The sequence below is a fragment of the Streptomyces sp. NPDC029836 genome (assembly GCF_055574495.1).
The window spans coordinates 367,254-390,837 of sequence record NZ_JBVHZI010000007.1; the positions used below are offsets into that span (position 1 = coordinate 367,254).

Genomic DNA, 23,584 nt, shown 5'->3' on the forward strand with positions numbered 1-23,584 from the left:
CGGGTCGGGCCGTACCGGGCGAGGGGAGTACGGGAGCGGGGCAGGCGGACGAACGGCCTCTGATCCGCTGGGTGTTCACCGCCCCGGCCGCTCGTCCGCCGCCCACGCTCCCGTCCCGTCGACGCTATGCCAGGGCGTCACGGCACTCAATGAAGGCCGTGTTAAGGCTTCGTTTCCGGATCCCGGGGGGCGGGGGAGTCCGGCGTGCGCAGCCCGATGAAGACCGGCTCGCGGCGCAGGACGAAGCCCATCGACCGGTACAGCCGCACGGCCCCGGTGTTCGCCGCGGCCGCGTGCAGGAAGGGGTGGTCCCCGCGTTCCCGTACGGCGGCCGCGACCGCCCGGACCAGGCGCCCGGCCAGGCCCCTGCCGCGGTGCTCGGGGTGCGTGCACACCGCGCTGATCTCCGCCCAACCGGGCGGCCGCATGCGTTCGCCCGCCATGGCCACGAGCCGGCCCTCGTGCCGGATCCCGAGGTAGGCGCCCAGCTCCACGGTGCGCGGCAGGAACGGCCCCGGCTCGGTCAGCCGGACCAGCTCCAGCATCTCGGGGACGTCGGCCGGCCCGAGCCGCACCGCCTCGGGCGCGGACTCGGCGGGCACCGCCCGGCCGTCCAGCTGTACGCCCGGTATCGACGCGACGGTCTCCCAGCCCGGCGGCGGGGTCGGCAGCCCGGTCAGCCACACGACCTCGCCGGGACCGGCCAACTCGGCCAGCGCCGCCCAGGAACGGGGGTCGTCCGGGTCCGCGAGCGCCGAGAACGGGTTCGCGTCGGGGAGGTAGCGGGCGGCCAGTCCGCCGCCGGCGGCGGGGTCGTCGGGGTCGGACCCGGCGAACTGGGCGAAGGGGCGGTGCGTTCCGGTCAGGGCCGCCCAGACCGGATTGTCCAGCGGCGAGGGGGAGTTGTCGGTCGGCATGGGGTGCGGGGATCCTTCCGTCGGAGTCCGGTGGCGGTGTCCGCCTTCTTGACGGTTCCCGCACGACGCCAGGAGACTGCGGGGGACGGCCATTGCCGTCAGCGCCCGCCACGGGCAGGTTATGCCCGGGCCCCGAGGAGCAGGTGACATGCGAGCGGTGGAGACGACCGGCACACCCGGCGCGGGGGCACGCACCCCGCGGCGCTGGTGGCTGACCCGGCGCCTCCACATCGACCTGCTGCGCGTCTGCAGCGCCTTCGCCGCGCCGCGTCGCTGACCGACCACACCCGCTGCCGGCTCCCGCCGGATTCCCGGCCCGCGCTCCCGTGCGGGCTCACGCCGGGTTCCGGGGGCTGCCCGCGCCCGGCGTGAGGTCGGCCCCGGCCGGGGGCCGACCTCACGCCTCGCCCCGGCGCGGGGAGTGCTGACCGGCCGGCCCGATGCCGATGCCCCTGCGGGTCACCCCTGGGCGGGCGCGTCCCGAGCCGCCGGGGCCAGGGCCTCCCGGTCCCGCTCGGTCCCGCCCCCTTCCGTTCCGTCCCGCTTCCGTTCCGTCCCGTTACCGTCCCGTTTCCGTCCCGTTCCGCTCGTCCGGTCGCGCCCCTGCGACCCGTACGCGTCCCTGTCCCGCCCGCTCGACCCCGTCCGGCCCTGTCCCGCACACGACCGACCCGCCCCCCGTGCCGTCCGCCCCGTCCGCCCCTCCGCCCCCGTCCGTCCCGCCCGTCCAGGTCCCCGCCCCGTCCGTCCCCGCCCCGTACCGGCCGCCGCGTTCGCGCGGCGTCGGGCCCGGGCCACGTGCGCGGCGGCCACCGGCCGCCCGACCCGCCCCTCCCCGGTCAGGGGAAGGCCAACAGGAGATGTCGTCATGGTTCCGATGCTCATGCCCCGCAGCGCCCCCGTGCCGGCCCCGCGCGGTCGGATCGGTGCCGGGTTCTCCCCGGCCCCGCACCGCTACCACCTCTACCTCTCCACCGGCTGTCCCCGCTCCCTGCGCGTGCGGACCGCCCTCTCCCTGCTGGGCCTGACCGGCTGCGTCGGCACCACCCTGCTCGGCCCGCCCGCCACCCACGCCGCCCTGCGCCGCGCCTACGAGGCCGCCGGGCACCACTACGACGGCGCCCTCGCCGTGCCCGCCCTGTGCGACACCTGGAGCGGCCGCGTCGTCAGCAACCACACCCCCGACATCCTCGACGACCTCGCCGTCCGGCTCGCCGGCCGCCCCGATCTGAGCCCGCCCGTCCCCGCCCGGCACGCCGCCGCCGTCCGGGCCCTCCTCGACGGAGCCGCGCCGCACGCCGAGCGGACCGCCGCCCTCGACCTCCTGGACCGCCGCCTCGCCCTGCACCCGTACGCTCTGGGGGACAGGCCGACCCTCGCCGACGTGGACCTGTGGGTCGCCCTCCTCGACCCGACCGTGCTGCCCGCCGCCGGCCCGCACGCCCGTACGTACGTCCGTAGGCTGCGGGCCCACCCGGCCTTCGGCGCGGCCGCCTGACCGGGGGTTCAAGGACTCGCGAACCGTCCGGGGAGGGGTTCGCGCAACGAATCGCCGTACCGGCCCCCGAACGCGCAACGAATCGATGCGTTCAGCGCAACGGTGACGGCTTGTCGCGGTCGAACGCGCGAACGTACCGTGTTAAGGACCCCACCCCACCTGTCACAGAGGTACGCCCATGCCCCCGCTGCGCACCGCCCTCCTCCAGAGCTCCGGACGGCTCGGCGACACCGCCGAGAACCTCAAGCAGCTCGACGAGGCCGCGGCGCGCGCCGCACAGGGCGGAGCCGGGCTCCTCGTGACCTCGGAGATGTTCCTGACCGGCTACGCGCTGGACCTCCAGGACGTCCCCGGTCTCGCCGAACCGGCCGACGGCCCGTCCGCCGTCGCCGTCGGCGAGATCGCCCGCCGCCACGGACTGGCCGTCCTGTACGCCTACCCCGAGCTGGCGGCCGACGGGGCGGTCTTCAACGCGGCGCAGCTCATCGGCCCCGACGGGACCGCGCTCGCGAACTACCGCAAGACCCACCTCTTCGGCGGCTTCGAACAGGACGCCTTCACCCCCGGCGACACCCCCGTCGTCCAGGCGGACCTGGGCGGCCTCCGCGTCGGCATCATGATCTGTTACGACGTGGAGTTCCCGGAGAACGTCCGGGCGCACGCGCTCGCCGGAACCGACCTCCTCCTGGTTCCGACCGCGCAGATGCACCCGTTCCAGTTCGTCGCCGAACAGCTGGTCCCCGTCCGGGCCTTCGAGAACCAGATGTACATCGCGTACGTCAACCGGACCGGCCCCGAGGGCGAGTTCGAGTTCGTCGGCCTCAGCTGCCTCGCGAGCCCCGACGGAGTCACCCGGACCCGGGCCGGACGCGGCGAGGAACTCGCGTTCGCGGACGTCGACCCCGAGCTGCTGGCGGCCTCGCGGGAGACCAACCCGTACCTGCGCGACCGCCGTCCGGGGCTCTACGCCTCCCTCGCCTGACCCGCGACGCCCCGTCGCCCCCCTTCCTCCCCGCCCTGCCTGCTCTGCCCGCAAGGAGACGTACCCCCATGACGTCCACGGTGCCCACCACCGCCGTCCCGCACAGCGACGGTCAGCCCCCGATCACCATGTTCGGGCCGGACTTCCCGTACGCCTACGACGACTTCCTCGCCCACCCGGCGGGCCTGGGCCAGATACCGGCGACCGAGTTCGGCACCGAGGTCGCCGTCATCGGCGGCGGGCTGTCCGGCATCATCTCGGCCTACGAGCTGATGAAGATGGGCCTCAAGCCCGTCGTGTACGAGGCCGACCAGATCGGCGGCCGACTGCGCACCGTCGGCTTCGAGGGCGCCGGCACCGAGGGACTGACCGCGGAGATGGGCGCCATGCGCTTCCCGCCGTCCTCCACCGCGCTCCAGCACTACATCGACCTCGTCGGCCTCGTCACCGAGCCGTTCCCGAACCCGCTCGCCGAGGCCACCCCCTCGACGGTCGTCGACCTCAAGGGCGAGACCCACTACGCCGAGACCATCGCGGACCTCCCGCAGGTCTACCGCGACGTGGCCGCCGCGTGGAACGCCTGCCTCGACGAGGGCGCCGACTTCTCCGACATGAACACCGCGATGCGCGAGCGGGACGTCCCGCGCATCCGCGAGATCTGGGCGAAGCTCGTCGAGAAGCTCGACGACGAGACCTTCTACGGCTTCCTCTGCAAGTCCGAGGCCTTCCAGTCCTTCCGCAAGCGGGAGATCTTCGGCCAGGTCGGCTTCGGCACCGGCGGCTGGGACACCGACTTCCCGAACTCCATCCTGGAGATCCTGCGCGTCGTCTACACCGAGGCCGACGACCACCACCGCGGCATCGTCGGCGGCTCGCAGCAGCTCCCGCTGCGCCTGTGGGAGCGCGAGCCCGAGAAGATCGTCCACTGGGCCCAGGGCACCTCGCTGTCCACGCTGCACGACGGCACCCCGCGCCCGGCGGTCACCCGCCTGCACCGCACCGCCGGCAACCGCATCACGGTCACGGACGCCTCCGGCGACATCCGCACCTACCGCGCCGCGATCTTCACGGCGCAGTCCTGGATGCTGCTCTCCAAGATCGCCTGCGACGACACGCTGTTCCCGATCGACCACTGGACGGCGATCGAGCGCACCCACTACATGGAGTCCAGCAAGCTCTTCATCCCCGTCGACCGGCCGTTCTGGCTCGACAAGGCCGTCGACGACAGGGGCAACCCGACCGGTCGCGACGTCATGTCGATGACCCTGACGGACCGCATGACCCGCGGCACCTACCTGCTGGACAACGGCCCGGACAAGCCCGCCGTCATCTGTCTCTCGTACACCTGGTGCGACGACAGCCTGAAGTGGCTGCCGCTGTCCGCGAACGAGCGGATGGAGGTCATGCTGAAGTCCCTCGGCGAGATCTACCCCCAGGTCGACATCCGCCGCCACATCATCGGCAACCCGGTGACCGTGTCCTGGGAGAACGAGCCCTACTTCATGGGCGCGTTCAAGGCGAACCTGCCGGGCCACTACCGTTACCAGCGGCGCCTGTTCACCCACTTCATGCAGGACCGCCTCCCCGAGGACAAGCGCGGCATCTTCCTCGCGGGCGACGACATCTCCTGGACGGCCGGCTGGGCCGAGGGCGCCGTCCAGACCGCCCTCAACGCGGTGTGGGGCGTCATGCACCACCTCGGCGGCTCCACCGACGGCACCAACCCGGGCCCGGGCGACGTCTACGACGAGATCTCCCCGGTCGAACTCCCGGAGGACTGACCTCCCCGGCACCACCCACGACATCGGGCCGCCCCCACGCGCTGTGCGCGTGGGGGCGGCCCGATGTCGTCGGTCACCGCAGCGCGGCGGCCCACGGTGTGCGGCGGGGGGTCGTGGCGGTCGGGGTGAGGAGGCAGCGGCCCACCAGGCCGACGCCGGCGTCCAGGGACTCGCGGAACTCCTCGGCCAGGTCAGGGGAGCGGCGCAGCGTCCACAGCAGGCGGGCGGCCGACCAGGCGCCGTCGCGGGCGCGTTCCAGGCTCCACGAGCCGAGCAGGTGCGTCAGCGGGTCGGCGACCTCCAGCAGGTCGGGGCCGGGCATCAGGTCCTCCCGGATCTGCTCCTCCAGGGCCACCAAGGTGTCCCCGACCCGGTCGAAGTCGGCCTCCAGGGCGGCCGGCGCGCAGTCCAGTGCCCGGCACGTCGACACCACCGCCATCGCCAGGTCGTGGCCGATGTGCGCGTTGATCCCGGCCAGCGCGTGCTGGAGCGGCCGCACCCCCGGGTGGCGCCGGTACTGGAGCAGTGGCCGCCAGCAGGCCGGCGCCCGGTCCGCTTCCACCGCCCTCAGGTAGTGCTCGGCGAACCGTACGCTCAGGGTCCGTGCGGTCCGGGGCGCGGGGAAGTCCCCGCGTTCGATGCGGTGGTGCAGGGTCTGCGTCACCGTCAGGTACACCCGGTTGAAGACGGCGACGCCGTCCTGCGCGGGGAGCCGCTCGTCGAGGGCGCGCATCCGCGCGAGTACCGCTTCCATGGGAGGCAGCGTCGCAGTCCGGGCGGGCCGTGCGGGGAACTTGGCCGTGGGCTTCCCCGGTTCGGGCGAAACTCCGTCAACCCCGCTTGTCGCCGGAGTCGGCGGAGCCCCCGGCGGAGCCGCCTCCGGGCGTCTCGTCGTAGGCCGAGGTGCCCGAGTCCAGCAGGGGTTCCTGTGCCTTGAGGTGGGCCGGGGCGAAGTAGCGCAGCGCGTGGTAGCCGGTGATCACCACGATGGTGCCGAGGGCGATGCCGCCCAGCTCGAAGCTGTCGGTGATCTGCAGCTCGACCCCACCCACGCCGATGATGATGCCCGCGGCGGCCGGTACCAGGTTCAGCGGATTGCGCAGGTCGACCCGGCCGTTGAGCCAGATCTGGGCGCCGAGCAGGCCGATCATGCCGTAGAGGATGACGGTGATGCCGCCCAGCACCCCGCCCGGGATCGCCGCGACGACCGCGCCGAACTTGGGGCACAGGCCGAAGAGCAGCGCGAACCCGGCCGCCGCCCAGTAGGCCGCGGTGGAGTAGACGCGGGTGGCGGCCATCACCCCGATGTTCTCGGAGTAGGTGGTGTTCGGCGGGCCGCCGACCGCCGTGGACAGCATGGAGGCGGCGCCGTCCGCCGCGATGGCGGTGCCGAGCTTGTCGTCGAGGGGGTCCTCGGTCATCTCGCCGACGGCCTTGATGTGCCCGGCGTTCTCGGCGATGAGCGCGATCACGACCGGCAGCGCGATCAGGATCGCCGACCACTCGAAGGCCGGCGCGTGGAAGGACGGCAGCCCGATCCACTCGGCCTTGCCGACCCCCGACAGGTCGAGCCGCCAGTGGTCGACGGCCTCCGGGCCGCCCATCGGCGAGTGGATCCGGCCGAAGACCAGGTCGAAGACCCAGGAGATCGCGTACCCGAAGACCAGCCCGAGGAAGATCGCGATGCGTGACCAGAACCCGCGCAGGCACACCACCGCGAGACCGGTGAACAGCATGGTCAGCAGCGCCGTCCACTGGTCCTGCGGCCAGTACGTCGCGGCCGTCACCGGCGCCAGGTTGAAACCGATCAGCATCACGACCGCGCCCGTCACCACCGGCGGCATGGCCGCGTGGATGATCCGCGCGCCGAACCGCTGGACGGCCAGGCCCGCCAGGAACAGCGCGGCGCCGACCACGAACACCGCACCCGTGACGACGGCGCTGTCACCGCCGCCCGCCCGGATGGCCGCCGCGACGCCCACGAAGGACAGCGAGCAGCCCAGGTAGGACGGGACCCGGCCGCGCGTCGCGAGCAGGAAGATGGCCGTCGCGACACCGGACATCATGATGGCGAGGTTGGGGTCCAGGCCCATCAGGACCGGGGCGACGAAGCTCGCACCGAACATCGCGACGACGTGCTGGGCCCCGAGCCCGGCGGTGCGCGGCCACGACAGCCGCTCGTCCGGCCGTACCACCGCGCCGGGGGCGGGGGTCCGTCCGTCTCCGTGCAGGGTCCAGCGCACGCCGAAGCCCATGTTCCACCACTTCCGTTCCCGCAGCCCGTCCAGCATCCTGGCGGTCCGCCGCTCGCTCCCCGCGGCGCGCCAGCCGCCATATTACGGGCCGATAGGTGCGGGTTCGTCCCGGTTGGCGGGATCGGCCGAACCCGCCGCCTGCTTCGGCCGCAGCACGGCAGCCCCCAGTACCAACGCGAACGCCAGCACCGTGACCAGAGCGAACGACACCACCAGGGAGGTCGCGTCGGCCACCGCGCCGATCGCCGACGGCGCGATCAGCCCCGAGGTGTAGGTGATCGTGGCGACGCCCGCGATGGCCTGGGCCGGAGCCGGCCCGCTGCGGCCCGCCGCCGCGAAGGCCAGCGGAACCACCACCGCGATGCCCAGCCCGATCAACGCGAAGCCCGCGAGAGCCCCCGCCGGATGCCGGACCGCGACCACCAGCACACCGCCCAGGGTGGCCAGTACGCCCCCCGCCCGTACGGTGCGCACCGCCCCGAACCGGTCCACGACCCGGTCCCCGACGAGCCGCGCCACGGCCATGGTCAGCGCGAAGGCCGTGGTGGAGGCGGCGGCCAGGCCCGCGTCCGTGTCCAGTACGTCCCGCAGGTACACCGCCGACCAGTCCAGGCTCGCCCCCTCGGCGAAGACCGCGCAGAAACCGATGGCGCCGATCAGCAGGGCGGACTTCGGCGGCAGGGTGAAGTGCGGCGGCGCCTCCGCCTCCTGATCACCCTTCAGGTCCAACACGCCCCGTACGGCGACCAACCCGGCCGCGGTCAGGGCCAGCGCGACCAGCGTGTGGTGCAGCCGGGCGTCGGCCCCCAGGTGCGCGGCGACCGTTCCGGCGGCCGAACCGAGCAGCGCGCCCACGCTCCACATGCCGTGCAGCGAGGACATGATCGAGCGGCCGAGCCGGTTCTCGGTCTCCACGCCGAGGGCGTTCATCGCCACGTCCGACATGCCCGCGGTGGCCCCGTACACGAAGAGCGCCGCGCACAGGGTGACCAGGTTCGGGGCCAGGGCGGGCAGGATCAGGGACAGGGTCCACAGGCAGAGCAGCCCGCGCAGGGCGGTGCGCGCGCCGAAGCGGTGGTTGATCCGCCCGGCGAGCGGCATCGCGAGCGCCGCGCCCAGGGCGGGGAAGGCGAGGGCGAGGCCCAGGGTGCCCGAGCCGAGCTGGGCGTGGTCCTGGATCCACGGGATGCGGGTGGCGAAGGAGCCGGTCACGGCGCCGTGCGTGCAGAAGACGGCGGCGATCGCGAAGCGGGCGTGGCGCAGGCGCGCCGGGCTGAGGTCGGTGTCCCCGGTCATGGACGTAAACTATCAGGGACCCTTCCTGATGGTTAGTGCCCTGAACCTCCCTAAGATGGGCGCCGTGACCCCTGCCAAGGTGCTGACGACCGCCGCCGCCCCGTCCCCCGCCTCGCCGAGCACGGCCCGGGCCATGAACGACCGGCTCGCGCTGGAACTCCTGCAGTCCGAGGGGCCGCTGACGGCGGCCCAGCTCAAGCAGCTGACCGGGCTGTCCCGGCCCTCCGTCGCCGACCTCGTCGAGCGGCTCGCCGGCGCGGGGCTGATCGAGGTCGTGGGGGAGTCGGGCGAACAGCGGCGCGGCCCCAACGCCCGCCTGTACGGGATCGTCGCCCGCCGCGCCCACCTGGCCGCGCTGGACGTACGCACGGACAGCGCGACGGCGGTGGTCACGGACCTGCTCGGCCGGCCCCTGGCCCGGGCGTCCCTGCCGGTCGACGCCGTCGAGGAGGCGGTGGCGCGGTTGGAGGCCCTGACCCGCGAGGCGGGCGCCGAGCGGCTGCACACCGTCGTCGTCGGGGCCCCGGGCCTGGTGGCCCCGGCCAGCGGGGAGCTGGGCGACACCATCGGGCTGCCGTCCTGGCACCGGGACCTCGTGACGGCCCTCCAGCAACGGCTGCCCGCCAAGGTGGTGGTGGAGAACGAGACCAACCTGGCGGCCCTGGCGGAACAGCGCGTCGGCGCCGCCCGCGACCTGGACTCCTTCGTCCTGCTGTGGCTCGGCGCCGGGGTCGGCGCCGCCGTCGTCCTGGACGGTCGGCTGCGCCGGGGCGCCTCCGGCGGGGCCGGCGAGATCGGCTTCCTCCCCGTCCCCGGCACCGCCGGGCTGCCCACCGCCGGCGACTGCGGCGACGGCTTCCACGCCCTGGCCGGGCGCGCGGCGGTGGCGGCCCTCGCGGCGGAGCACGGCTTCCGCGGACCGGTGGAGGAAGCCGTCGCCGGGGCGGCGGGGGATCCCTTCCTCGACGCCCTCGCCGAACGGCTCGCGCTCGGGGCGGCGGCCGTCGCCGCGATCCTCGATCCGGGCTGCGTCGTGCTCGGCGGTGAGCTGGGCCGGGCCGGTGGAGCCGCCCTCGCGGCCCGGGTCGAGCGCCGCCTCACCACGCTGACCCCCGTCCCGACGGCCGTCCGCGCCACCGCCCTCGGGGGCCCGGCCGTCATGGAGGGCGCCCTGCTGGCCGCCCGCGAAGCCGCCCAGGCGATCCTCTTCGGCACCTGAGGGGGCGCCCGCCCCCTGACCAGCCCCCGCGCCCCCAGGCCGGCCGGCCTCCGACCAGCCGCCCCCCAGCCGATGGCCCCGCGGCGGGAATCCGGACACAGGTCCCGGGACGCACGAGGACCCGGGGGCCGCCGGGCCACCGGGTCTCATGCAGGGTGTTCAGCGGTGCTCACGCACCGGGTGTCAGCAGGCGCCCTGGTCCTTCCAGACGCCCCACTCGCCGGTGGTGCCGGGAGCTTCGTTCTGCGTCCACCACTGGGCCTTCCAGTTGCGGCCGTTGTGCGAGACGAGGCTGCCGCTGTTGTACACCTGGCCGGCCACGTACGCCGGGTTGGTGCAGGTGCCGCCCGGCGGGGTCGTCGGCGGCGTGGTCGGCGGAGTCGTCGGCGGGGTCGTCGGCGGCGTGGTGGGCGGGGTGGTCGGGGGAGTGGTCGGCGGCTGCGTGCCGCCCGGCTCCACGACCGTGGTGCCGCGCGCCAGGTCACCGGCGAAGGCGTACGTCGTACCGGAGATGTTCACCGTCCAGTTGGACGGCGTGGACACCGGCAGGTAGTAGTTGAAGGCCAGGTCGACCGAGGCGCCCGGGGCGAGCGACTGCCACGCCGGGAGCTTCAGCGAGACCCGGTGGAAGTCGCCCTTCAGACCGCCCACGTTGCTGCCGGTGTGGTCGCTCTTGATCACCTTGGTGCCGAAGCCCGACTGGTCCGAGGCGTTGTTCGGGGCCGAGGTCGAGTAGTCGAACTGGAACTCGGTGCCGCCCGGCAGCGCCGACTTCGTGTTGTTGGTGATCTTGACCTTCGGGGTGAGCGGGTAGTTGGAGTCGCCGAGCTTGAACTCGGTGAACTCCGCCTTCACGTCCACGGCCTGGGTCGGCAGCGCGGTGTTGGACTTCTTCGCGCCGTACGGCGTGGCCGCCTTGAACTTGTCGTACATCAGCGTGGTGAGCGTGTCACCGATCTCGTACTGGCCCTTGGCGGCGTTCCACCCGTAGTCGCCCGCCATCTCCCAGACCATGGTGCCGCCGATGCCGCGGTTGACCACGTAGTCCGCCTTGGCGGCGACCGACTGCTCGTCCTCGGTGGAGAGGAAGACCTTCTTCTGCGCGTTCCACAGCCACGGCGCGACCAGCGTCGAGTCGTACTTGCGGACGTAGGTGCCGGTCAGCGTGGTGTTCGCCGGGAAACCGTACTTGGTGACGTAGTCGCCGACGATCCCCTTCTCCAGGTTCTTGGCGTGCCACATCGGGTTGGAGCCCGCCGGGGACTCGACCCCGTTGGTGTCCTTGTCGTGCCACAGGTTGTCGATGCCGGTCGCGCCGTCACCGCACTTGGTCAGACCCGCGCCGGCCGGGCAGGTGGTCGCGGAGGCCTTGCCCCACAGCCCGTCGGTGCCGCCCTGGACGTTCTTGTGGCCGCGGGTGTAGTACGGCAGGCCGATGTTGATGCGGCCGGCCGGCATCGAGCCGCGGAAGTAGTGGTACGCCCAGTCGGTGTTGAGGTACCCGACGCCGCCGTACTGCGAGCTGCCGTAGACGTTCGCGGCGGCCAGCTCGGCGTCCTTGCCGTCATCGAACAGCGAGGCGTTCGGGCCGACGTACTCGTTCCACGCGCCGTGCAGGTCGTAGGACATGATGTTGACGTAGTCCAGATACTTCTGCATCTGGAAGGTCTCCATGCCCCGCAGCAGGTAACCGGAGGAGGGGGCGGCGACGGTCAGCATGTAGTGCTTGCCGTCGGCGGCGCCGGCCCGGTCGAGCTTCTCGCGCAGGCTCTTCATCAGGGCGTCGTAACCCTTGACCAGGCCCGCGCGGCGGGCGTTGGCGAGCTGCCAGTCGAGCGGGTTGCCCGCGTCCTTCATCGTGGTCGGGTACTCGTAGTCGATGTCGACGCCGTTGAACCCGTACTTGCGGATGAAGTCGACGGAGGAGTTCGCGAAGGTGTCGATGCCGGCCTGGTTCACCGAGCCGTCGGCGTTGGTGGCCATCGAGTAGAAGCCGCCGGAGTTGACCCGGTTGCCGTCGTCACCGAAGTAGCCGCCGGTCTCGGCCCAACCGCCGACAGAAATCAGCGTCTTGACGTTCGGGTACTGCTTCTTGAACTTCGTCAGCTGGTTGAAGTGGCCCTTGTAGGGGAGCGACGGGTCCATCTCGGCACCCGCGACGCCCGGCCAGGTCATTCCGGTGGCCGCGTTGTTCGCGTTGTCCGCGCCGACGGAGATCTTGTTGTCGGAACCGACGTGCGCGAAGGCGTAGTTGATGTGCGTGATCTTCGACCACGGGATGTTGTTGGCGAGGTAGGCCGGGGTGCCGTCCTTGCCGGTGCGCCAGCCGGTGAAGTAACCGATGACGCGCCGCTGGTGGTCGGCGCCCATCTTCTCGCGGCCTTCGGAGTCGTAGACCGAGCAGTACGGAGTGTCGACCCCGGGGGTCTTGTACAGACCGTCGGGACGACAGCTCTCGTTGTCGGCGGCGTGCGAGACGCCCGCGGAGAGCCCGCCGACCAGCAGGCCGGCGATGACGGCGCCGGATGCCAGGAGCATCGCTCTCGTACGAGTGGGGGACAGCATTGTGCCTCCTGGGGAGGGGAGGATGGCAGGACACCACGTGCAGCAACAAGCAGAAGAATGGCGCTGGTTGGCCTGAGACGTGCGCACGTCGGCAGGGCCGGCTCCCGGGGAGGATGAAGGGAACGTTAAGAGGACTAGACCAACCCGTCAATAGGTCTGGACCAAAGGCGTTCGGGAGTGCCGGCTCGGCGCGTTCGGGAGTGCCGGTCCGGCGCGTGCGGGACGCGGGCGCCGTGCCGGCGCGACGCGGCCACGCCGCCGGTGGCAGGTGTCGGGCGGCGCCGCCGGCGGCATACATGCCGTGCGTCGCCGCCGCTCAAGAACGGCTTGTTTGTGACCCAGGCCACAGCGATTCACCCGCATGGCCGCCGATCACCCGTGGCACACTGGCCCTAGTACCAGTAGCAGCGCACTCCGGGGTCGGTGCAATTCCGAACCGGCGGTTATAGTCCGCGACCCGTCCGCAGCCAGCGGCCGGTTGACCAGGTGAAATTCCTGGACCGACGGTTAAAGTCCGGATGGGAGGCAGTGCGCGGCGGGCCAGTCACCGGTATGCCGCCGTCGGCGGTCCATCGGCGTATCCCCACCGGATACGTCTCGAACGGATCGCGTTCCCGGCCTCGGCGTCCCCGCGTGTGCTACCCGCTTCATCTGTCGTATCCCGACAGGCCCCGGAGTCCGTGCCCGATGAGGCAGGAGGACCCGGTGGCGACACACGCCGCGCAGGCAACACCCGACCCGAGCGTCACCGCCATGCGTCGGGCCGTCGAGCTCGCCGCCCGCGGCCTCGGCGCCACCAGCCCCAACCCCGTCGTCGGCTGCGTCATCACCGACCCCGCCGGCAACGTCGTCGGCGAAGGCTGGCACCAACGGGCCGGCGGCCCGCACGCCGAGGTCCACGCCCTGCGCGCCGCGGCCGACGCCGCCCGCGGCGCCACCGCGTACGTCACCCTCGAACCCTGCAACCACACCGGCCGTACGGGCCCCTGCGCCCAGGCCCTCATCGACGCCGGCGTCACCCGCGTGGTCTACGCCGTACCGGACCCGAACCCGCAGGCCAGTGGCGGCGGCGCCACCCTGCGCGCCGCCGGGATCGACACCGCGGCCGGGCTCCTCGCGGACGAGGCCGAGGAGGGCAACGCCGCCTGGCTGACCTCCGTCCGCCTCGGCCGCCCCCACGTGCTGTGGAAGTACGCCGCCACCCTCGACGGCCGCACCGCCGCCGCCGACGGCACCAGCCGCTGGATCACCTGCGCCGAGTCCCGCGCCGACGTCCACCGGCTGCGCGCCGAGGCCGACGCCGTCGTCGTCGGCGCCGGAACCCTGCGCGCCGACGACCCGCACCTCGCCGTGCGCGGCGTCGAGGGCGCGGTCCAGCCGCTGCGGGTCGTCCTGGACACCCACGCCGGCGTCCGGCCCACCGCGCGCGTCCTCGACGACGCCGCCCCCACCCTGATCGCCGTCGGCGAGGACGCCGACACCGACCACCTGCCCGGCGTGGACCTGGTCCGACTGCCCCACGACGGGCGCGGACTGTCGATCGAGGCCCTGCTCGCCGAACTCCACGGGCGCGGCGTGCGCTCCGTCCTCCTCGAAGGCGGCTCCACCCTGGCGGGCGCCTTCGTCGCCGCCGGCGCCGTCGACCGGGTCGTCGGCTACCTCGCCCCGGTCCTGCTCGGCGCCGGCCCCGCCGCCCTCGCCGACGCCGGGATCACGACCATCACCGAGGCCCTCCGGCTCACCCTCACCGGGAACACCCGCCTCGGCACGGACATCCGCATCACCGCCACACCCACACACCCCTCCCGCCCCACCGCCCCCAAGGAGCACTGAGTGTTCACCGGAATCGTCGAAGAACTGGGCGAGGTCACCGCCGTCGAGCCGCTCGCCGAAGCCTCCCGCTTCCGCCTGCGCGGCCCGGTCGTGACCGAGGGCGCCAAGCACGGTGACTCGATCGCCGTCAACGGCGTCTGCCTGACCGTCGTGGAGAGCGCCGACGGCGAGTTCACCGCCGACGTCATGCAGGAGACCCTGAACCGCTCCAGCCTCGGCTCCCTGACCCAGGGCTCCCGGGTCAACCTGGAGCGCCCGATGGCCCTCGGCGGACGCCTGGGCGGCCACCTGGTGCAGGGGCACGTGGACGGCACCGGCGAGATCCTCGCCCGCACCCCCTCCGAGCACTGGGAACTCGTCAAAATCGCCCTCCCGGGCCACCTGGCGCGGTACGTCGTCGAGAAGGGCTCGATCACCGTCGACGGCGTCAGCCTCACCGTCGTCGACGCCGCCGCCGACCACTTCACCATCAGCCTCATCCCCACCACCCTCGCGCTGACCACCCTGGGCATCAAGCAGCCCGGCGACCCGGTCAACCTGGAGGTCGACGTCCTCGCCAAGTACGTCGAACGCCTCATGGCCGCCGGCGTCGACCCGCTCCACACCCAGGGAGAGCAGCGATGAGCGCCCTGACCTGGCTCAACGCGGAGGCCTTCGAGGTCTTCGGCCAGAAGGTCATCTGGTCCGACATGATCGGCAACCTCATGGGCCTGGCCGCGCTCGCCCTCGGCTGGCGGCGCTCCATATGGACGTGGCCCGCCCAGCTCCTCTCCGGACTGATCCTCGTCGCCGCCTACGCCTCCGCGCAGCTCGCCGGCGGCATCGGCAAGCAGCTCCTGGTGATCTCCGTCGCGATCTGGGGCTGGCGCGCCTGGCAGCTCGGCCGGCAGAAGGCGCAGGACGGCTCCATCGCCGTGCGCACCGCCACCTGGAAGGAGCGCGGCCTGCTCCTCGCCGGAGCGGCGGCCGGCACCCTCGCCGTCGGCGGCCTGTTCACGCTCGTCCCCTCGCTGTCCTGGAGCCCGTGGGCCGACGCCTACATCTTCGTCGGCACGATCGTCGCGATGGTGGCCCAGGCCCGCGGCCTCGTCGAATTCTGGTTCGCCTGGCTGCTCGTCGACCTGGTGGGCGTCCCGCTCGCCTTCAACAGCGGCCTGGCCTTCTCCGGCCTCGTCTACGTCGTCTACTTCGCCCTCGTCCTGTGGGGCGCGTACGACTGGTACCAGCGCTCGCGCACCACCCCCGCCCCGGCCCTCGAAGGAGCAACGGCATGACCCCCCTCAAGCCCGTGCCGGACGTGCCCGAAGCCGAGCCGCAGGAGACCTTCCGGCTCGACCCGGTCGAGCAGGCCATCCGCGACATCGCCGCCGGACGGCCGATCGTCGTCGTCGACGACGAGGACCGCGAGAACGAGGGCGACCTCGTCATCGCCGCCGAGAAGGCCACCCCCGAGATCATCGCGTTCATGATGAGCGAGTGCCGCGGCCTGATCTGCGCCCCCATGGAGGGCCCGGAGCTGGACCGGCTGGAACTCCCGCAGATGGTCCAGCACAACACCGAGTCCATGCAGACGGCCTTCACCGTCTCCGTCGACGCGAGCGCCGCCCACGGCGTCAGCACCGGCATCTCCGCGGCCGACCGCGCCACCACCCTGCGCCTGCTGGCCAACGGCACCAGCGAGCCCTCCGACTTCGTCCGCCCCGGGCACGTCTTCCCGCTGCGCGCCAAGCCCGGCGGCGTGCTGGTGCGCAACGGCCACACCGAGGCCGCCGTCGACCTCGCCCGCCTCGCGGGCCTGCGCCCGGCCGGCGCCATCGTGGAGATCGCCGGCGAGGACGGCGTCATGCTGCGGCTGCCCGAGCTGATCCCCTTCGCCCGCAAACACGGCCTGACGATCATCTCCATCGAGGACCTGATCGCCTACCGCCGCTCATCCGCCGAGCCCACCGTGCGCCGCGAGGCCGAGGTCAACCTGCCGACCGCGTTCGGCGCGTTCACCGCGTACGGGTTCCGCTCCACCGTGGACGGCGTCGAGCACGTCGCCCTCGTCCACGGCGACGTCGGCGACGGCTCCGACGTCCTGGTCCGCATGCACTCCGAGTGCCTGACCGGCGACATCTTCCAGTCCCAGCGCTGCGACTGCGGACCCCAGCTGCACGCCTCCATGGGCCGCATCCAGGCCGAGGGCCGCGGCGTCGTCGTCTACCTGCGCGGGCACGAGGGCCGCGGCATCGGACTGCTGTCCAAGCTGCGCGCCTACGAGCTCCAGGAACGCGGTCGCGACACCCTGGACGCCAACCTGGAACTGGGACTCCCCGCCGACGCCCGCGACTACGGGGCCGGCGCCCAGATCCTCGCCGACCTCGGCGTGCGCAGCGTCCGCCTGCTGACCAACAACCCCGACAAGTCCGCCGCGCTGGTCCGGCACGGCATCGCGGTCATCGGCCGGGAGCCGATGCCCGTCGAGGCGGGCGAGCACAACCTGCGGTACCTGCGCACCAAGCGGGACCGGATGGGGCACGACCTGCCCTGGCTGGAGGGGGCCGTGGCCACCTCCGCCTGCGGCAACCAGTAACACCGCACACCCCGCACCACACCAGGCACATTCCGAACACCCCTGTACACACCGGCAGACGAACCACCGAGGAGCAGAACTGTGAGCGGCAAGGGCGCACCCGAACTGAGCGTGAAGAACTGCGGAGACCTCCGGGTCGCCGTGATCGCTGCCCAGTGGCACGAGAAGGTCATGGACGGGCTGGTCGACGGCGCCCTGCGGGCCCTGCACGAGCTGGGCATCGACGAGCCCACGCTGCTCCGCGTCCCCGGCAGCTTCGAGCTCCCGGTCGTGGCGAAGGTACTCGCCGGTCGCGGTTACGATGCCATCGTCGCCCTCGGAGTGGTCATCCGCGGCGGCACCCCCCACTTCGACTACGTGTGCCAGGGCGTCACCCAGGGCCTGGTGCAGGTGTCGATCGACACCGGAGTTCCCGTCGGCTTCGGCGTTCTGACCTGCGACAACGACGAGCAGGCGCTGGACCGCGCCGGGCTTGAGGGGTCGAACGAGGACAAGGGGCACGAAGCGGTCACCGCCGCCGTCTCCACCGCCATGACCCTGCGGACGGTCAGCGAACCCTGGCGCTGAGTGGCAGCGGGGGACCCCTTATTCTGAGGACCATCATGGCGAACACCTCCAAGACCTTCGAAGAGCTCTTCACCGAGCTCCAGCTCAAGGCCGCCACCGGCGACCCCAGCACCTCCCGCACCGCCGAGCTCGTCGGCAAGGGCGTCCATGCCATCGGCAAGAAGGTCGTCGAGGAGGCCGCGGAGGTCTGGATGGCCGCCGAGTACGAGGGCAAGGAAGCCGCCGCCGAGGAGATCTCCCAGCTGCTCTACCACGTCCAGGTGATGATGGTGGCGCGCGGGATCACCCTCGACGACGTCTACGCGCACCTCTAGGCCGGAGCTCCACCCGGGCCCCCCGCCCCGCCCGCACCACCCTTTCGCACCTACGCACCCAAGGAAGCCCCATGCTGCGCATCGCCGTCCCCAACAAGGGCTCACTCTCCGGAGCGGCGTCGGCGATGCTCCATGAGGCCGGGTACCGCCAGCGCAAGGAGTCCAAGGAACTCGTCACGGTCGACCCCGAGAACGAGGTGGAGTTCTTCTACCTCCGCCCGAAGGACATCGCGATCTACGTCGCCTCGGGCAAGCTCGACATCGGCATCACCGGTCGTGACCTGCTGCTGGACTCCGGGGCGAACGCCGAGGAGATCCTCCCGCTGAACTTCGGGCGCTCGACCTTCCGCTACGCCACCAAGCCCGGCACCGCGAAGGGCCCCGAGGACTTCGCCGGGATGACGATCGCCACCTCGTACGAGGGCATCGTCGCCAAGCACCTCGCCGAGATCGGCATCGACGCCGCCATCGTGCACCTCGACGGCGCCGTCGAGACCGCCATCGAGCTGGGCGTCGCCCAGATCATCGCGGACGTGGTCGAGACCGGCACCAGCCTGCGCAACGCCGGCCTGGAGGTCATCGGCGAGCCGATCCTCAAGTCCGAGGCGACCGTCATCCGCCGCACCGGAGCCGGCGCCGACGACCCGAAGGTCGCGCAGTTCCTGCGCCGCCTCCAGGGCGTCCTGGTGGCCCGCAGCTACGTGATGATGGACTACGACTGCCGCGCCGAGCACCTGGAGCGCGCGGTCGCCCTCACCCCGGGCCTGGAGTCGCCGACGATCTCCCCGCTGCACAACGAGGGCTGGGTCGCCGTCCGCGCGATGGTCCCCGCCAAGGAAGCCCAGCGGATCATGGACGACCTGTACGAGCTCGGCGCGCGCGCGATCCTCACCACCTCGATCCACGCCTGCCGCCTCTGACACCTGCTGCCCGCCGGCAACAGACGTCCCCCCCCACCTCCTCGCAGAACCGAGCGCACCCATGGCCGAGTCCGCCGCCCAGCCCGCACCGCCCACCCTGCCGGTCACCTTCCGGCCGAACCGGACGCGGGTCGTGCTGCTGAGCGTCGGACTCGCCATGTTCGCGACGATCACCACCGTGGCGCTGCTGCTGGAGAAGCTCAGCGCGGGCGAGCGCGTCAGCTTCGTCTTCACCGCCGCCCTGCTCAGCTCGGTCCTCGTGCTGCTCAGCCGCCCCAAGGTGGTCGCCGACGAGGGTGGGGTCACCGTCATCAACCTGACGACCACCCGCCGCCTCGAATGGGCGCAGATCCTGCGCGTCAACCTCCGCCCGGGCGACCCGTGGGTGTTCCTGGACCTCAGCGACGGCACCAGCCTGCCCGTCCTCGGCATCCAGCCCGGCGTCGCCAAGGCCCAGGCGATCGGCGACGCCCGCGCCCTGCGCGCCCTGGCCGAAACCCGGGGAACCGGCGCGAACGACCACTAGCCCACCGGGCTCGCCGCTGCGTCCCATTGCGGCCGCGATCCCAGTGACTACCCTGGTGGCGGGGCGCCGCCGTGCGCCCTCCCACACGCCCCGGGACCCCGAGGCCCGTGGGCACCTGCGACCAGAGGAGTGACTCCCTCCAGCGATGGACGGATCGTCCGGTAGTACCCGCGCCGCCCTCCCCCCGGAGGCGGCGGCATGACCACCCCGCTGCTCCTGCTCCTGGCGGCCTTCGCCCTGATCCTCGCCAACGGTTTCTTCGTGGCGGCCGAATTCGGCCTCGTCACCGTGGAGAGACCCGAGGCCGAACGTGCCGCCGCCGAAGGGGACCGCCGTGCCCGCACGGTCGTCGACGCCCTGCGGGAGCTGTCCTTCCAGCTCTCCGGCACCCAGCTCGGCATCACCATCACCTCCCTCGTCGTCGGCATGCTGGCCGAACCGGCCCTCGCCGCCCTGCTGTCCGGGCCGCTCGCCGCGACGGGACTGCCCCGGGGCGCCGTCCCCGGCATCGCCGTCGTCATAGGCATGCTGCTCGCCTCCGCCGTCCAGATGGTCGTCGGCGAGCTCGTCCCGAAGAACTGGGCGGTGTCCCGCCCGCTCCAGGTGGCCCGCTTCGTCGCCGGCCCCCAGCAGGTGTTCTCCCGGGCCTTCCGGCCCGTCATCGCCGGCCTCAACTCCGTCGCGAACCGTCTCGTACGGGCCCTGGGAGTGGAGCCGACCGACGAGATGGCCTCCGCCCGGACCCCCGGCGAACTGGTCTCCCTGGTCCGCCATTCGGCCCAGGCCGGCACCCTCGAACAGGACACCGCCGACCTCTTCGTCCGGACCCTGTCGCTGGGCGGGCTCACCGCCCAGCACGTCATGACCCCCCGCGTGAAGGTCAGCGCCCTCCAACACACGGCCACCGCGGCCGACGTGCTGAACCTGACCCGGGCCACCGGGTTGTCCCGGTTCCCGGTCTACCGCGACCGCATCGACGAGGTCACCGGTGTGGTCCACCTCAAGGACGCCCTCGCGGTCCCCGAGGCGCACCGCTCCCGCACCCCCGTCGGTCGGATCTGCGTCGCTCCGCTGCTGGTGCCCGGCTCCCTGCCGGTGCAGCCGCTGCTGGAACGGCTGCGCAGCGAACAGCCGATGGCCGTGGTGGTCGACGAGTACGGCGGCACGGCCGGCGTGGTCACCCTGGAGGACATCGTGGAGGAACTCGTCGGCGAGGTCCGCGACGAGCACGACCTCGCCGAGGACGGCCGCCCCGAACTGGCCGCCGCACCCTCCGAGGACGGCCGCCCCTCCTGGGAGGCCGACGGCAGCTGCCGCGTCCACACCCTGCGCCGCATAGGCCTGGAAGTCCCCGAGGGCCCCTACGAAACCGTCGCCGGTCTCGTCGCCGACCTGCTCGGCCGCATCCCCGCCCCCGGGGACCGGGCCGAACTCCCCGGCTGGAAGCTGTCCGTCCGCCAGGTCGGCCGCAACCGCGCCGAACGCGTACGGCTCGTCCGACTGGCGACGGTCCCCGCCGGCGGCCCGTACGGGTCCGTCCCCGGGGCCGACCGGAGCTGGGCCGACCGTGACGGGGCCGAACGCAACGCCCGGTCCGAAGCCCTCCGCGCCGCGGACCCCGTCGGAGCACCGGCCGAGCTGGAAGGCGCTGCCCGATGAACGCGCTCCAACTCCTCTTCGCCCTGCTCCTGGTCCTCGCCAACGGCTTCTTCGTCGGAGCCGAGTTCGCGCTCGTCTCCGTACGCCGCAGCCAGATCGAGCCCCTCGCGGCCGGATCCAAGCGGGCCCGCCAAGTGCTGTACGGGCTGGAGAACCTGCCGCGCATGATGGCCGCCGCCCAGTTCGGCATCACCCTCTGCTCGATCACCCTCGGCGCGGTCGCCGAGCCCACCGTGGCCCGGCTGCTGGAGCCCCTCTTCCACGCCCTGCACGTCCCACAGGGACTCATCCACCCCCTCGGCTACGCCGTCGCGCTGTCCGCCGTGGTGTTCCTGCACCTGGTGATCGGCGAGATGGTCCCGAAGAACCTCGCGATGGCCGCTCCGGAACGGACCGCCCTGTGGTTCAGCCCCGGCCTGGTCGCCTTCGCCCGGGTGTGCGGACCGGTCACCGCCGCGCTCGGCGCCTGCGCCGCGCTCGTCCTGCGGCTCTTCAAGGTCGAGCCCAAGGACGAGGTCGAGGCCGTCTACACCTCCGCCCAGCTCGGCCGGCTCGTCGAGGACTCCCGGCAGGCCGGGTTCCTCGGGTCGGTCGAACAGGAGCGACTGGAGGACGCGCTGGAACTGGGCAGCCGCCCCGTCACCGACGTCCTGCTGTCGCGGGATCGGCTGGTCACCGTCGGTCCGGCGGTGACCCCCCGCCAGATCGAGCAACTGACCGTCCGCACCGGCTACTCCCGCTTCCCGGTCCGCTCCGACACGGGCGCCTTCATGGGCTACCTGCACGTGAAGGACGTGCTCGACCTGGAGGACCGGGAGCGGGCCGTGCCCCAACGGGTCTGGCGCCGGATGACCACCCTGTGCTCGACCCTGCCCCTGGACGACGCCCTCAGCGTCATGCGGCGCGACGCCACCCACCTGGCGCAGGTCGCCGATCCGGCCGGGCGGGTCCTCGGCCTCGTCGCCCTGGAGGACGTCCTGGAAATGCTGGTGGGCGAGGTCCGCGACCCCGCCCACCGGGGCTACGCCCGCAGCGCGTAGCCCCGGCCCCGGCGTGACACCGCCGGCCCGGCCCCGCCCGCCCCCCCGGGGGCGCCGGGGTCGGGCCGGCGTCGCGTACCCCCCGTCGTCAGGCGACGGCGGTCCCCTCCAGCTCGACCAGCAGGGTGGGGATCGCCAGCCGGCTCACCCCGAGCATGGTGGTGGCCGGCGCCACCCGGGCGGCCCCCAACCGCGCCGCCAGTACGCCGTAGTGCTGGAAGAGCAGGTCGACGTCCGTGGTGTGGACGTTGAGCCGCACCAGGTTCCCCAGGGACATGTCGGCGGCGCCGAGCACGGCCTCCAGGTTGTCCAGGCTGAGCGCCAACTGGGCCGCCATGTCCCCCTCGTGCAGGGGCTTGCCGTCGCCGTCCATCGCGCCCTGCCCGGCGCAGTACAGGGTCCGGGTCTGCCCGGAGACCACTTCGCCCTGGTGGTAGCCCAGCTCCAGCGACCACGTCCACGGGTTGACCGCCGTGCGTTGCGTCGTCATGTCCGCTCCCATCGATGCGTCGACCCCGGGTGGGGTACGTACGTCCGCCCACCGGCCCGGCCTCAAGGCCGCCCCGGCGTCGTGTCGAGAAGCCTCCCAACGCATCACGACACCTTGTGTCATGTATGCCGATAGGGTTTTCGGATGCGCGCCGATCGGCTGGTCTCCCTGGTGTTGCTGATGCGTCGGCGCGGTCGGCTGTCCGCGGCCACCCTGGCCCGCGAGCTGGAGGTGTCCACCCGCACCGTGCTGCGCGACATGGAGGCGCTGTCCGCGGCCGGCGTCCCGGTGCACGCCGAACGCGGCCGGCACGGCGGGTTCGCGCTGTTGCCCGGCTTCCGCACCGAACTGACCGGGCTCAACCACGACGAGTCCCTGGCCCTGCTGGTCGCCGGATCGCGGCGCGGCGCCCAGGCGTTCGGCCTCGGTTCGGCACTCGCCTCGGCCATGCTGAAGGTGGTCGACGCGCTGCCCGACAGCCACCGGGACACGGCGACCGGCGTGGCCGAACGCCTCCTCATCGACCCGGAGACCGACCTCCTCTCGCGCCGCGTCGTCGCCGAGGAACTGCCCGACCCCGTCGTCTCCGAGGTCAGGCGCGCGGTCTTCGCCGGACGCCGGCTGCGCATCCGCTACGCGGCCACGGGCCGCCCGGCGCGGTGGCGCACGGTGGACCCGATCGGCCTGGTCACCGTACGGGAGCGGGGCTACCTGCTGGCCGCGCGGGAGGGCGCCGACCGCACCTACCGGCTGTCCCGGATCCTGGCCGCCGAGGAACTCGACGAGCCCGCGCGGCGCCCGGAGCGGATCGACCTGGAACGGGCCTGGCAGGACCGCAGCACACGGTTCCGTACGGGCGGGGACCAGGTCACCGTGCTGGTGCGGGTGGACCCGGCGCGGCGGGATGAGCTGCTGGACACCGCGCTGGACGTGCTCGCCGAAGCGGCCGACCCCGACGGCCGGCTACGACTGACCCTGACCTTCCAGGACGCCCGCCACGCCGAATGGGCGCTGTGGCAGCTCGCCACGCACGCCGAGGCCCTGACCCCGCAGTGGCTGCGCACCGCCCTGCGCGAGCGCGCCGGCGCGCTCGCCACCCGCTACGCGGCCACGCCCGACGCGGGGGAGCCCGGAGAAACGGCCTAGT

General features: G+C 72.8%; 22 protein-coding genes and 1 riboswitch. Of the genes, 16 read left to right on the forward strand and 6 right to left on the reverse strand.

What is annotated here, in order from left to right:
* Window positions 1–161: 161 nt before the first annotated feature.
* Window positions 162–917 (reverse strand): GNAT family N-acetyltransferase, encoded by a 756-nt coding sequence (locus tag ACZ4XJ_RS22425; protein ID WP_468497119.1) that lies wholly within the window; start codon window positions 915–917, stop codon window positions 162–164.
* Window positions 918–1,065: 148 nt separating this feature from the next.
* Between ACZ4XJ_RS22425 and ACZ4XJ_RS22430 the strand changes: the two genes are divergently transcribed.
* The 4 genes from ACZ4XJ_RS22430 (at window position 1,066) to ACZ4XJ_RS22445 (ending at window position 5,178) form a co-directional block, all read left to right on the forward strand.
* On the forward strand, window positions 1,066–1,194 hold the full coding sequence (locus tag ACZ4XJ_RS22430; RefSeq protein WP_389707811.1) for a hypothetical protein: 129 nt from the start codon (window positions 1,066–1,068) through the stop codon (window positions 1,192–1,194).
* A gap of 591 nt (window positions 1,195–1,785) precedes the next feature.
* The gene (locus tag ACZ4XJ_RS22435; RefSeq protein WP_362883637.1) at window positions 1,786–2,415 is read left to right on the forward strand and encodes a glutathione S-transferase C-terminal domain-containing protein; all 630 of its coding nucleotides are present in this window, start codon (window positions 1,786–1,788) and stop codon (window positions 2,413–2,415) included.
* Between the two features lie 178 nt (window positions 2,416–2,593).
* Complete coding sequence (locus ACZ4XJ_RS22440; protein ID WP_362883636.1) at window positions 2,594–3,397, forward strand: carbon-nitrogen hydrolase family protein; 804 nt, start codon at window positions 2,594–2,596, stop codon at window positions 3,395–3,397.
* 68 nt (window positions 3,398–3,465) lie between these two features.
* Window positions 3,466–5,178: a flavin monoamine oxidase family protein gene (locus ACZ4XJ_RS22445; protein ID WP_362883634.1), complete on the forward strand. Its 1,713-nt coding sequence runs from the start codon at window positions 3,466–3,468 to the stop codon at window positions 5,176–5,178.
* A gap of 73 nt (window positions 5,179–5,251) precedes the next feature.
* On the opposite strand, the gene ACZ4XJ_RS22450 is transcribed toward ACZ4XJ_RS22445, so the two are convergent.
* From ACZ4XJ_RS22450 to ACZ4XJ_RS22460, 3 genes are all read right to left on the reverse strand, one after another.
* On the reverse strand, window positions 5,252–5,932 hold the full coding sequence (locus ACZ4XJ_RS22450) for a DUF5995 family protein (protein WP_362883632.1): 681 nt from the start codon (window positions 5,930–5,932) through the stop codon (window positions 5,252–5,254).
* A 76-nt stretch (window positions 5,933–6,008) separates the two neighbouring features.
* On the reverse strand, window positions 6,009–7,433 hold the full coding sequence (locus ACZ4XJ_RS22455; protein WP_468497154.1) for a uracil-xanthine permease family protein: 1,425 nt from the start codon (window positions 7,431–7,433) through the stop codon (window positions 6,009–6,011).
* A gap of 81 nt (window positions 7,434–7,514) precedes the next feature.
* Entirely contained in the window at window positions 7,515–8,729 is a 1,215-nt protein-coding gene (locus ACZ4XJ_RS22460; RefSeq protein WP_362883630.1) for an MFS transporter, read from the reverse strand.
* Between the two features lie 55 nt (window positions 8,730–8,784).
* Here ACZ4XJ_RS22460 and ACZ4XJ_RS22465 point away from each other — a divergent pair, with 55 nt between their 5' ends.
* Entirely contained in the window at window positions 8,785–9,948 is a 1,164-nt protein-coding gene (locus ACZ4XJ_RS22465) for an ROK family transcriptional regulator (protein ID WP_468497120.1), read from the forward strand.
* A 183-nt stretch (window positions 9,949–10,131) separates the two neighbouring features.
* Here ACZ4XJ_RS22465 and ACZ4XJ_RS22470 read toward each other — a convergent pair whose 3' ends face one another.
* Complete coding sequence (locus ACZ4XJ_RS22470; protein ID WP_468497121.1) at window positions 10,132–12,513, reverse strand: chitinase C-terminal domain-containing protein; 2,382 nt, start codon at window positions 12,511–12,513, stop codon at window positions 10,132–10,134.
* Window positions 12,514–12,918: 405 nt separating this feature from the next.
* A riboswitch (FMN riboswitch) is annotated at window positions 12,919–13,049 on the forward strand.
* A gap of 217 nt (window positions 13,050–13,266) precedes the next feature.
* Here ACZ4XJ_RS22470 and ribD point away from each other — a divergent pair.
* From ribD to ACZ4XJ_RS22520, 10 genes are all read left to right on the forward strand, one after another.
* The gene (gene ribD, locus ACZ4XJ_RS22475) at window positions 13,267–14,346 is read left to right on the forward strand and encodes a bifunctional diaminohydroxyphosphoribosylaminopyrimidine deaminase/5-amino-6-(5-phosphoribosylamino)uracil reductase RibD (RefSeq protein ID WP_468497155.1); all 1,080 of its coding nucleotides are present in this window, start codon (window positions 13,267–13,269) and stop codon (window positions 14,344–14,346) included.
* Window positions 14,347–14,970 (forward strand): riboflavin synthase, encoded by a 624-nt coding sequence (locus ACZ4XJ_RS22480; RefSeq protein ID WP_468497122.1) that lies wholly within the window; start codon window positions 14,347–14,349, stop codon window positions 14,968–14,970.
* A complete protein-coding gene (locus ACZ4XJ_RS22485; RefSeq protein ID WP_362883623.1) occupies window positions 14,967–15,620 on the forward strand; it encodes a nicotinamide mononucleotide transporter family protein in 654 nt (217 codons plus the stop codon). The genes ACZ4XJ_RS22480 and ACZ4XJ_RS22485 overlap by 4 nt, the downstream gene beginning before the upstream one ends.
* Window positions 15,617–16,921 carry a bifunctional 3,4-dihydroxy-2-butanone-4-phosphate synthase/GTP cyclohydrolase II gene (locus ACZ4XJ_RS22490; RefSeq protein ID WP_362883621.1) on the forward strand — a complete coding sequence of 435 codons (1,305 nt, stop codon included), beginning with the start codon at window positions 15,617–15,619 and terminating at the stop codon, window positions 16,919–16,921. Before ACZ4XJ_RS22485 ends, ACZ4XJ_RS22490 begins: the two co-directional genes overlap by 4 nt.
* Before the next feature lie 81 nt (window positions 16,922–17,002).
* On the forward strand, window positions 17,003–17,488 hold the full coding sequence (ribH, locus tag ACZ4XJ_RS22495; protein ID WP_007262951.1) for a 6,7-dimethyl-8-ribityllumazine synthase: 486 nt from the start codon (window positions 17,003–17,005) through the stop codon (window positions 17,486–17,488).
* A gap of 35 nt (window positions 17,489–17,523) precedes the next feature.
* Window positions 17,524–17,802: a phosphoribosyl-ATP diphosphatase gene (locus ACZ4XJ_RS22500; RefSeq protein ID WP_362883619.1), complete on the forward strand. Its 279-nt coding sequence runs from the start codon at window positions 17,524–17,526 to the stop codon at window positions 17,800–17,802.
* Between the two features lie 71 nt (window positions 17,803–17,873).
* Window positions 17,874–18,722, forward strand: coding sequence for an ATP phosphoribosyltransferase (gene hisG, locus ACZ4XJ_RS22505; RefSeq protein ID WP_362883617.1), 849 nt, complete (start codon window positions 17,874–17,876; stop codon window positions 18,720–18,722).
* 61 nt (window positions 18,723–18,783) lie between these two features.
* A complete protein-coding gene (locus tag ACZ4XJ_RS22510) occupies window positions 18,784–19,248 on the forward strand; it encodes a PH domain-containing protein (protein ID WP_362883616.1) in 465 nt (154 codons plus the stop codon).
* Between the two features lie 198 nt (window positions 19,249–19,446).
* On the forward strand, window positions 19,447–20,907 hold the full coding sequence (locus tag ACZ4XJ_RS22515) for a hemolysin family protein (protein WP_362883614.1): 1,461 nt from the start codon (window positions 19,447–19,449) through the stop codon (window positions 20,905–20,907).
* On the forward strand, window positions 20,904–21,947 hold the full coding sequence (locus ACZ4XJ_RS22520; protein WP_362883612.1) for a hemolysin family protein: 1,044 nt from the start codon (window positions 20,904–20,906) through the stop codon (window positions 21,945–21,947). Before ACZ4XJ_RS22515 ends, ACZ4XJ_RS22520 begins: the two co-directional genes overlap by 4 nt.
* 88 nt (window positions 21,948–22,035) lie before the next feature.
* Here the strand turns inward: ACZ4XJ_RS22520 and ACZ4XJ_RS22525 are convergent, their stop codons facing one another.
* Window positions 22,036–22,437, reverse strand: coding sequence for a RidA family protein (locus tag ACZ4XJ_RS22525; RefSeq protein WP_362883610.1), 402 nt, complete (start codon window positions 22,435–22,437; stop codon window positions 22,036–22,038).
* Window positions 22,438–22,581: 144 nt separating this feature from the next.
* Between ACZ4XJ_RS22525 and ACZ4XJ_RS22530 the strand changes: the two genes are divergently transcribed.
* Window positions 22,582–23,583, forward strand: a complete 1,002-nt coding sequence (locus tag ACZ4XJ_RS22530) for a helix-turn-helix transcriptional regulator (RefSeq protein WP_362883609.1) — start codon at window positions 22,582–22,584, stop codon at window positions 23,581–23,583.
* Window position 23,584 lies beyond the last annotated feature (1 nt).

Excerpts from the sequence above, each read along its gene's own strand:
- ACZ4XJ_RS22425 (WP_468497119.1), bottom strand. The coding sequence starts at position 917 with ATGCCGACCGACAACTCCCCCTCGCCGCTGGACAATCCGGTCTGGGCG.
- ACZ4XJ_RS22430 (WP_389707811.1), top strand. The coding sequence starts at position 1,066 with ATGCGAGCGGTGGAGACGACCGGCACACCCGGCGCGGGGGCACGCACC.
- ACZ4XJ_RS22435 (WP_362883637.1), top strand. The coding sequence starts at position 1,786 with ATGGTTCCGATGCTCATGCCCCGCAGCGCCCCCGTGCCGGCCCCGCGC.
- ACZ4XJ_RS22440 (WP_362883636.1), top strand. The coding sequence starts at position 2,594 with ATGCCCCCGCTGCGCACCGCCCTCCTCCAGAGCTCCGGACGGCTCGGC.
- ACZ4XJ_RS22445 (WP_362883634.1), top strand. The coding sequence starts at position 3,466 with ATGACGTCCACGGTGCCCACCACCGCCGTCCCGCACAGCGACGGTCAG.
- ACZ4XJ_RS22450 (WP_362883632.1), bottom strand. The coding sequence starts at position 5,932 with ATGGAAGCGGTACTCGCGCGGATGCGCGCCCTCGACGAGCGGCTCCCC.
- ACZ4XJ_RS22455 (WP_468497154.1), bottom strand. The coding sequence starts at position 7,433 with ATGGGCTTCGGCGTGCGCTGGACCCTGCACGGAGACGGACGGACCCCC.
- ACZ4XJ_RS22460 (WP_362883630.1), bottom strand. The coding sequence starts at position 8,729 with ATGACCGGGGACACCGACCTCAGCCCGGCGCGCCTGCGCCACGCCCGC.
- ACZ4XJ_RS22465 (WP_468497120.1), top strand. The coding sequence starts at position 8,785 with ATGGGCGCCGTGACCCCTGCCAAGGTGCTGACGACCGCCGCCGCCCCG.
- ACZ4XJ_RS22470 (WP_468497121.1), bottom strand. The coding sequence starts at position 12,513 with ATGCTGTCCCCCACTCGTACGAGAGCGATGCTCCTGGCATCCGGCGCC.
- ribD (WP_468497155.1), top strand. The coding sequence starts at position 13,267 with ATGCGTCGGGCCGTCGAGCTCGCCGCCCGCGGCCTCGGCGCCACCAGC.
- ACZ4XJ_RS22485 (WP_362883623.1), top strand. The coding sequence starts at position 14,967 with ATGAGCGCCCTGACCTGGCTCAACGCGGAGGCCTTCGAGGTCTTCGGC.
- ACZ4XJ_RS22490 (WP_362883621.1), top strand. The coding sequence starts at position 15,617 with ATGACCCCCCTCAAGCCCGTGCCGGACGTGCCCGAAGCCGAGCCGCAG.
- ACZ4XJ_RS22500 (WP_362883619.1), top strand. The coding sequence starts at position 17,524 with ATGGCGAACACCTCCAAGACCTTCGAAGAGCTCTTCACCGAGCTCCAG.
- hisG (WP_362883617.1), top strand. The coding sequence starts at position 17,874 with ATGCTGCGCATCGCCGTCCCCAACAAGGGCTCACTCTCCGGAGCGGCG.
- ACZ4XJ_RS22510 (WP_362883616.1), top strand. The coding sequence starts at position 18,784 with ATGGCCGAGTCCGCCGCCCAGCCCGCACCGCCCACCCTGCCGGTCACC.
- ACZ4XJ_RS22515 (WP_362883614.1), top strand. The coding sequence starts at position 19,447 with ATGACCACCCCGCTGCTCCTGCTCCTGGCGGCCTTCGCCCTGATCCTC.
- ACZ4XJ_RS22520 (WP_362883612.1), top strand. The coding sequence starts at position 20,904 with ATGAACGCGCTCCAACTCCTCTTCGCCCTGCTCCTGGTCCTCGCCAAC.
- ACZ4XJ_RS22525 (WP_362883610.1), bottom strand. The coding sequence starts at position 22,437 with ATGACGACGCAACGCACGGCGGTCAACCCGTGGACGTGGTCGCTGGAG.
- ACZ4XJ_RS22530 (WP_362883609.1), top strand. The coding sequence starts at position 22,582 with ATGCGCGCCGATCGGCTGGTCTCCCTGGTGTTGCTGATGCGTCGGCGC.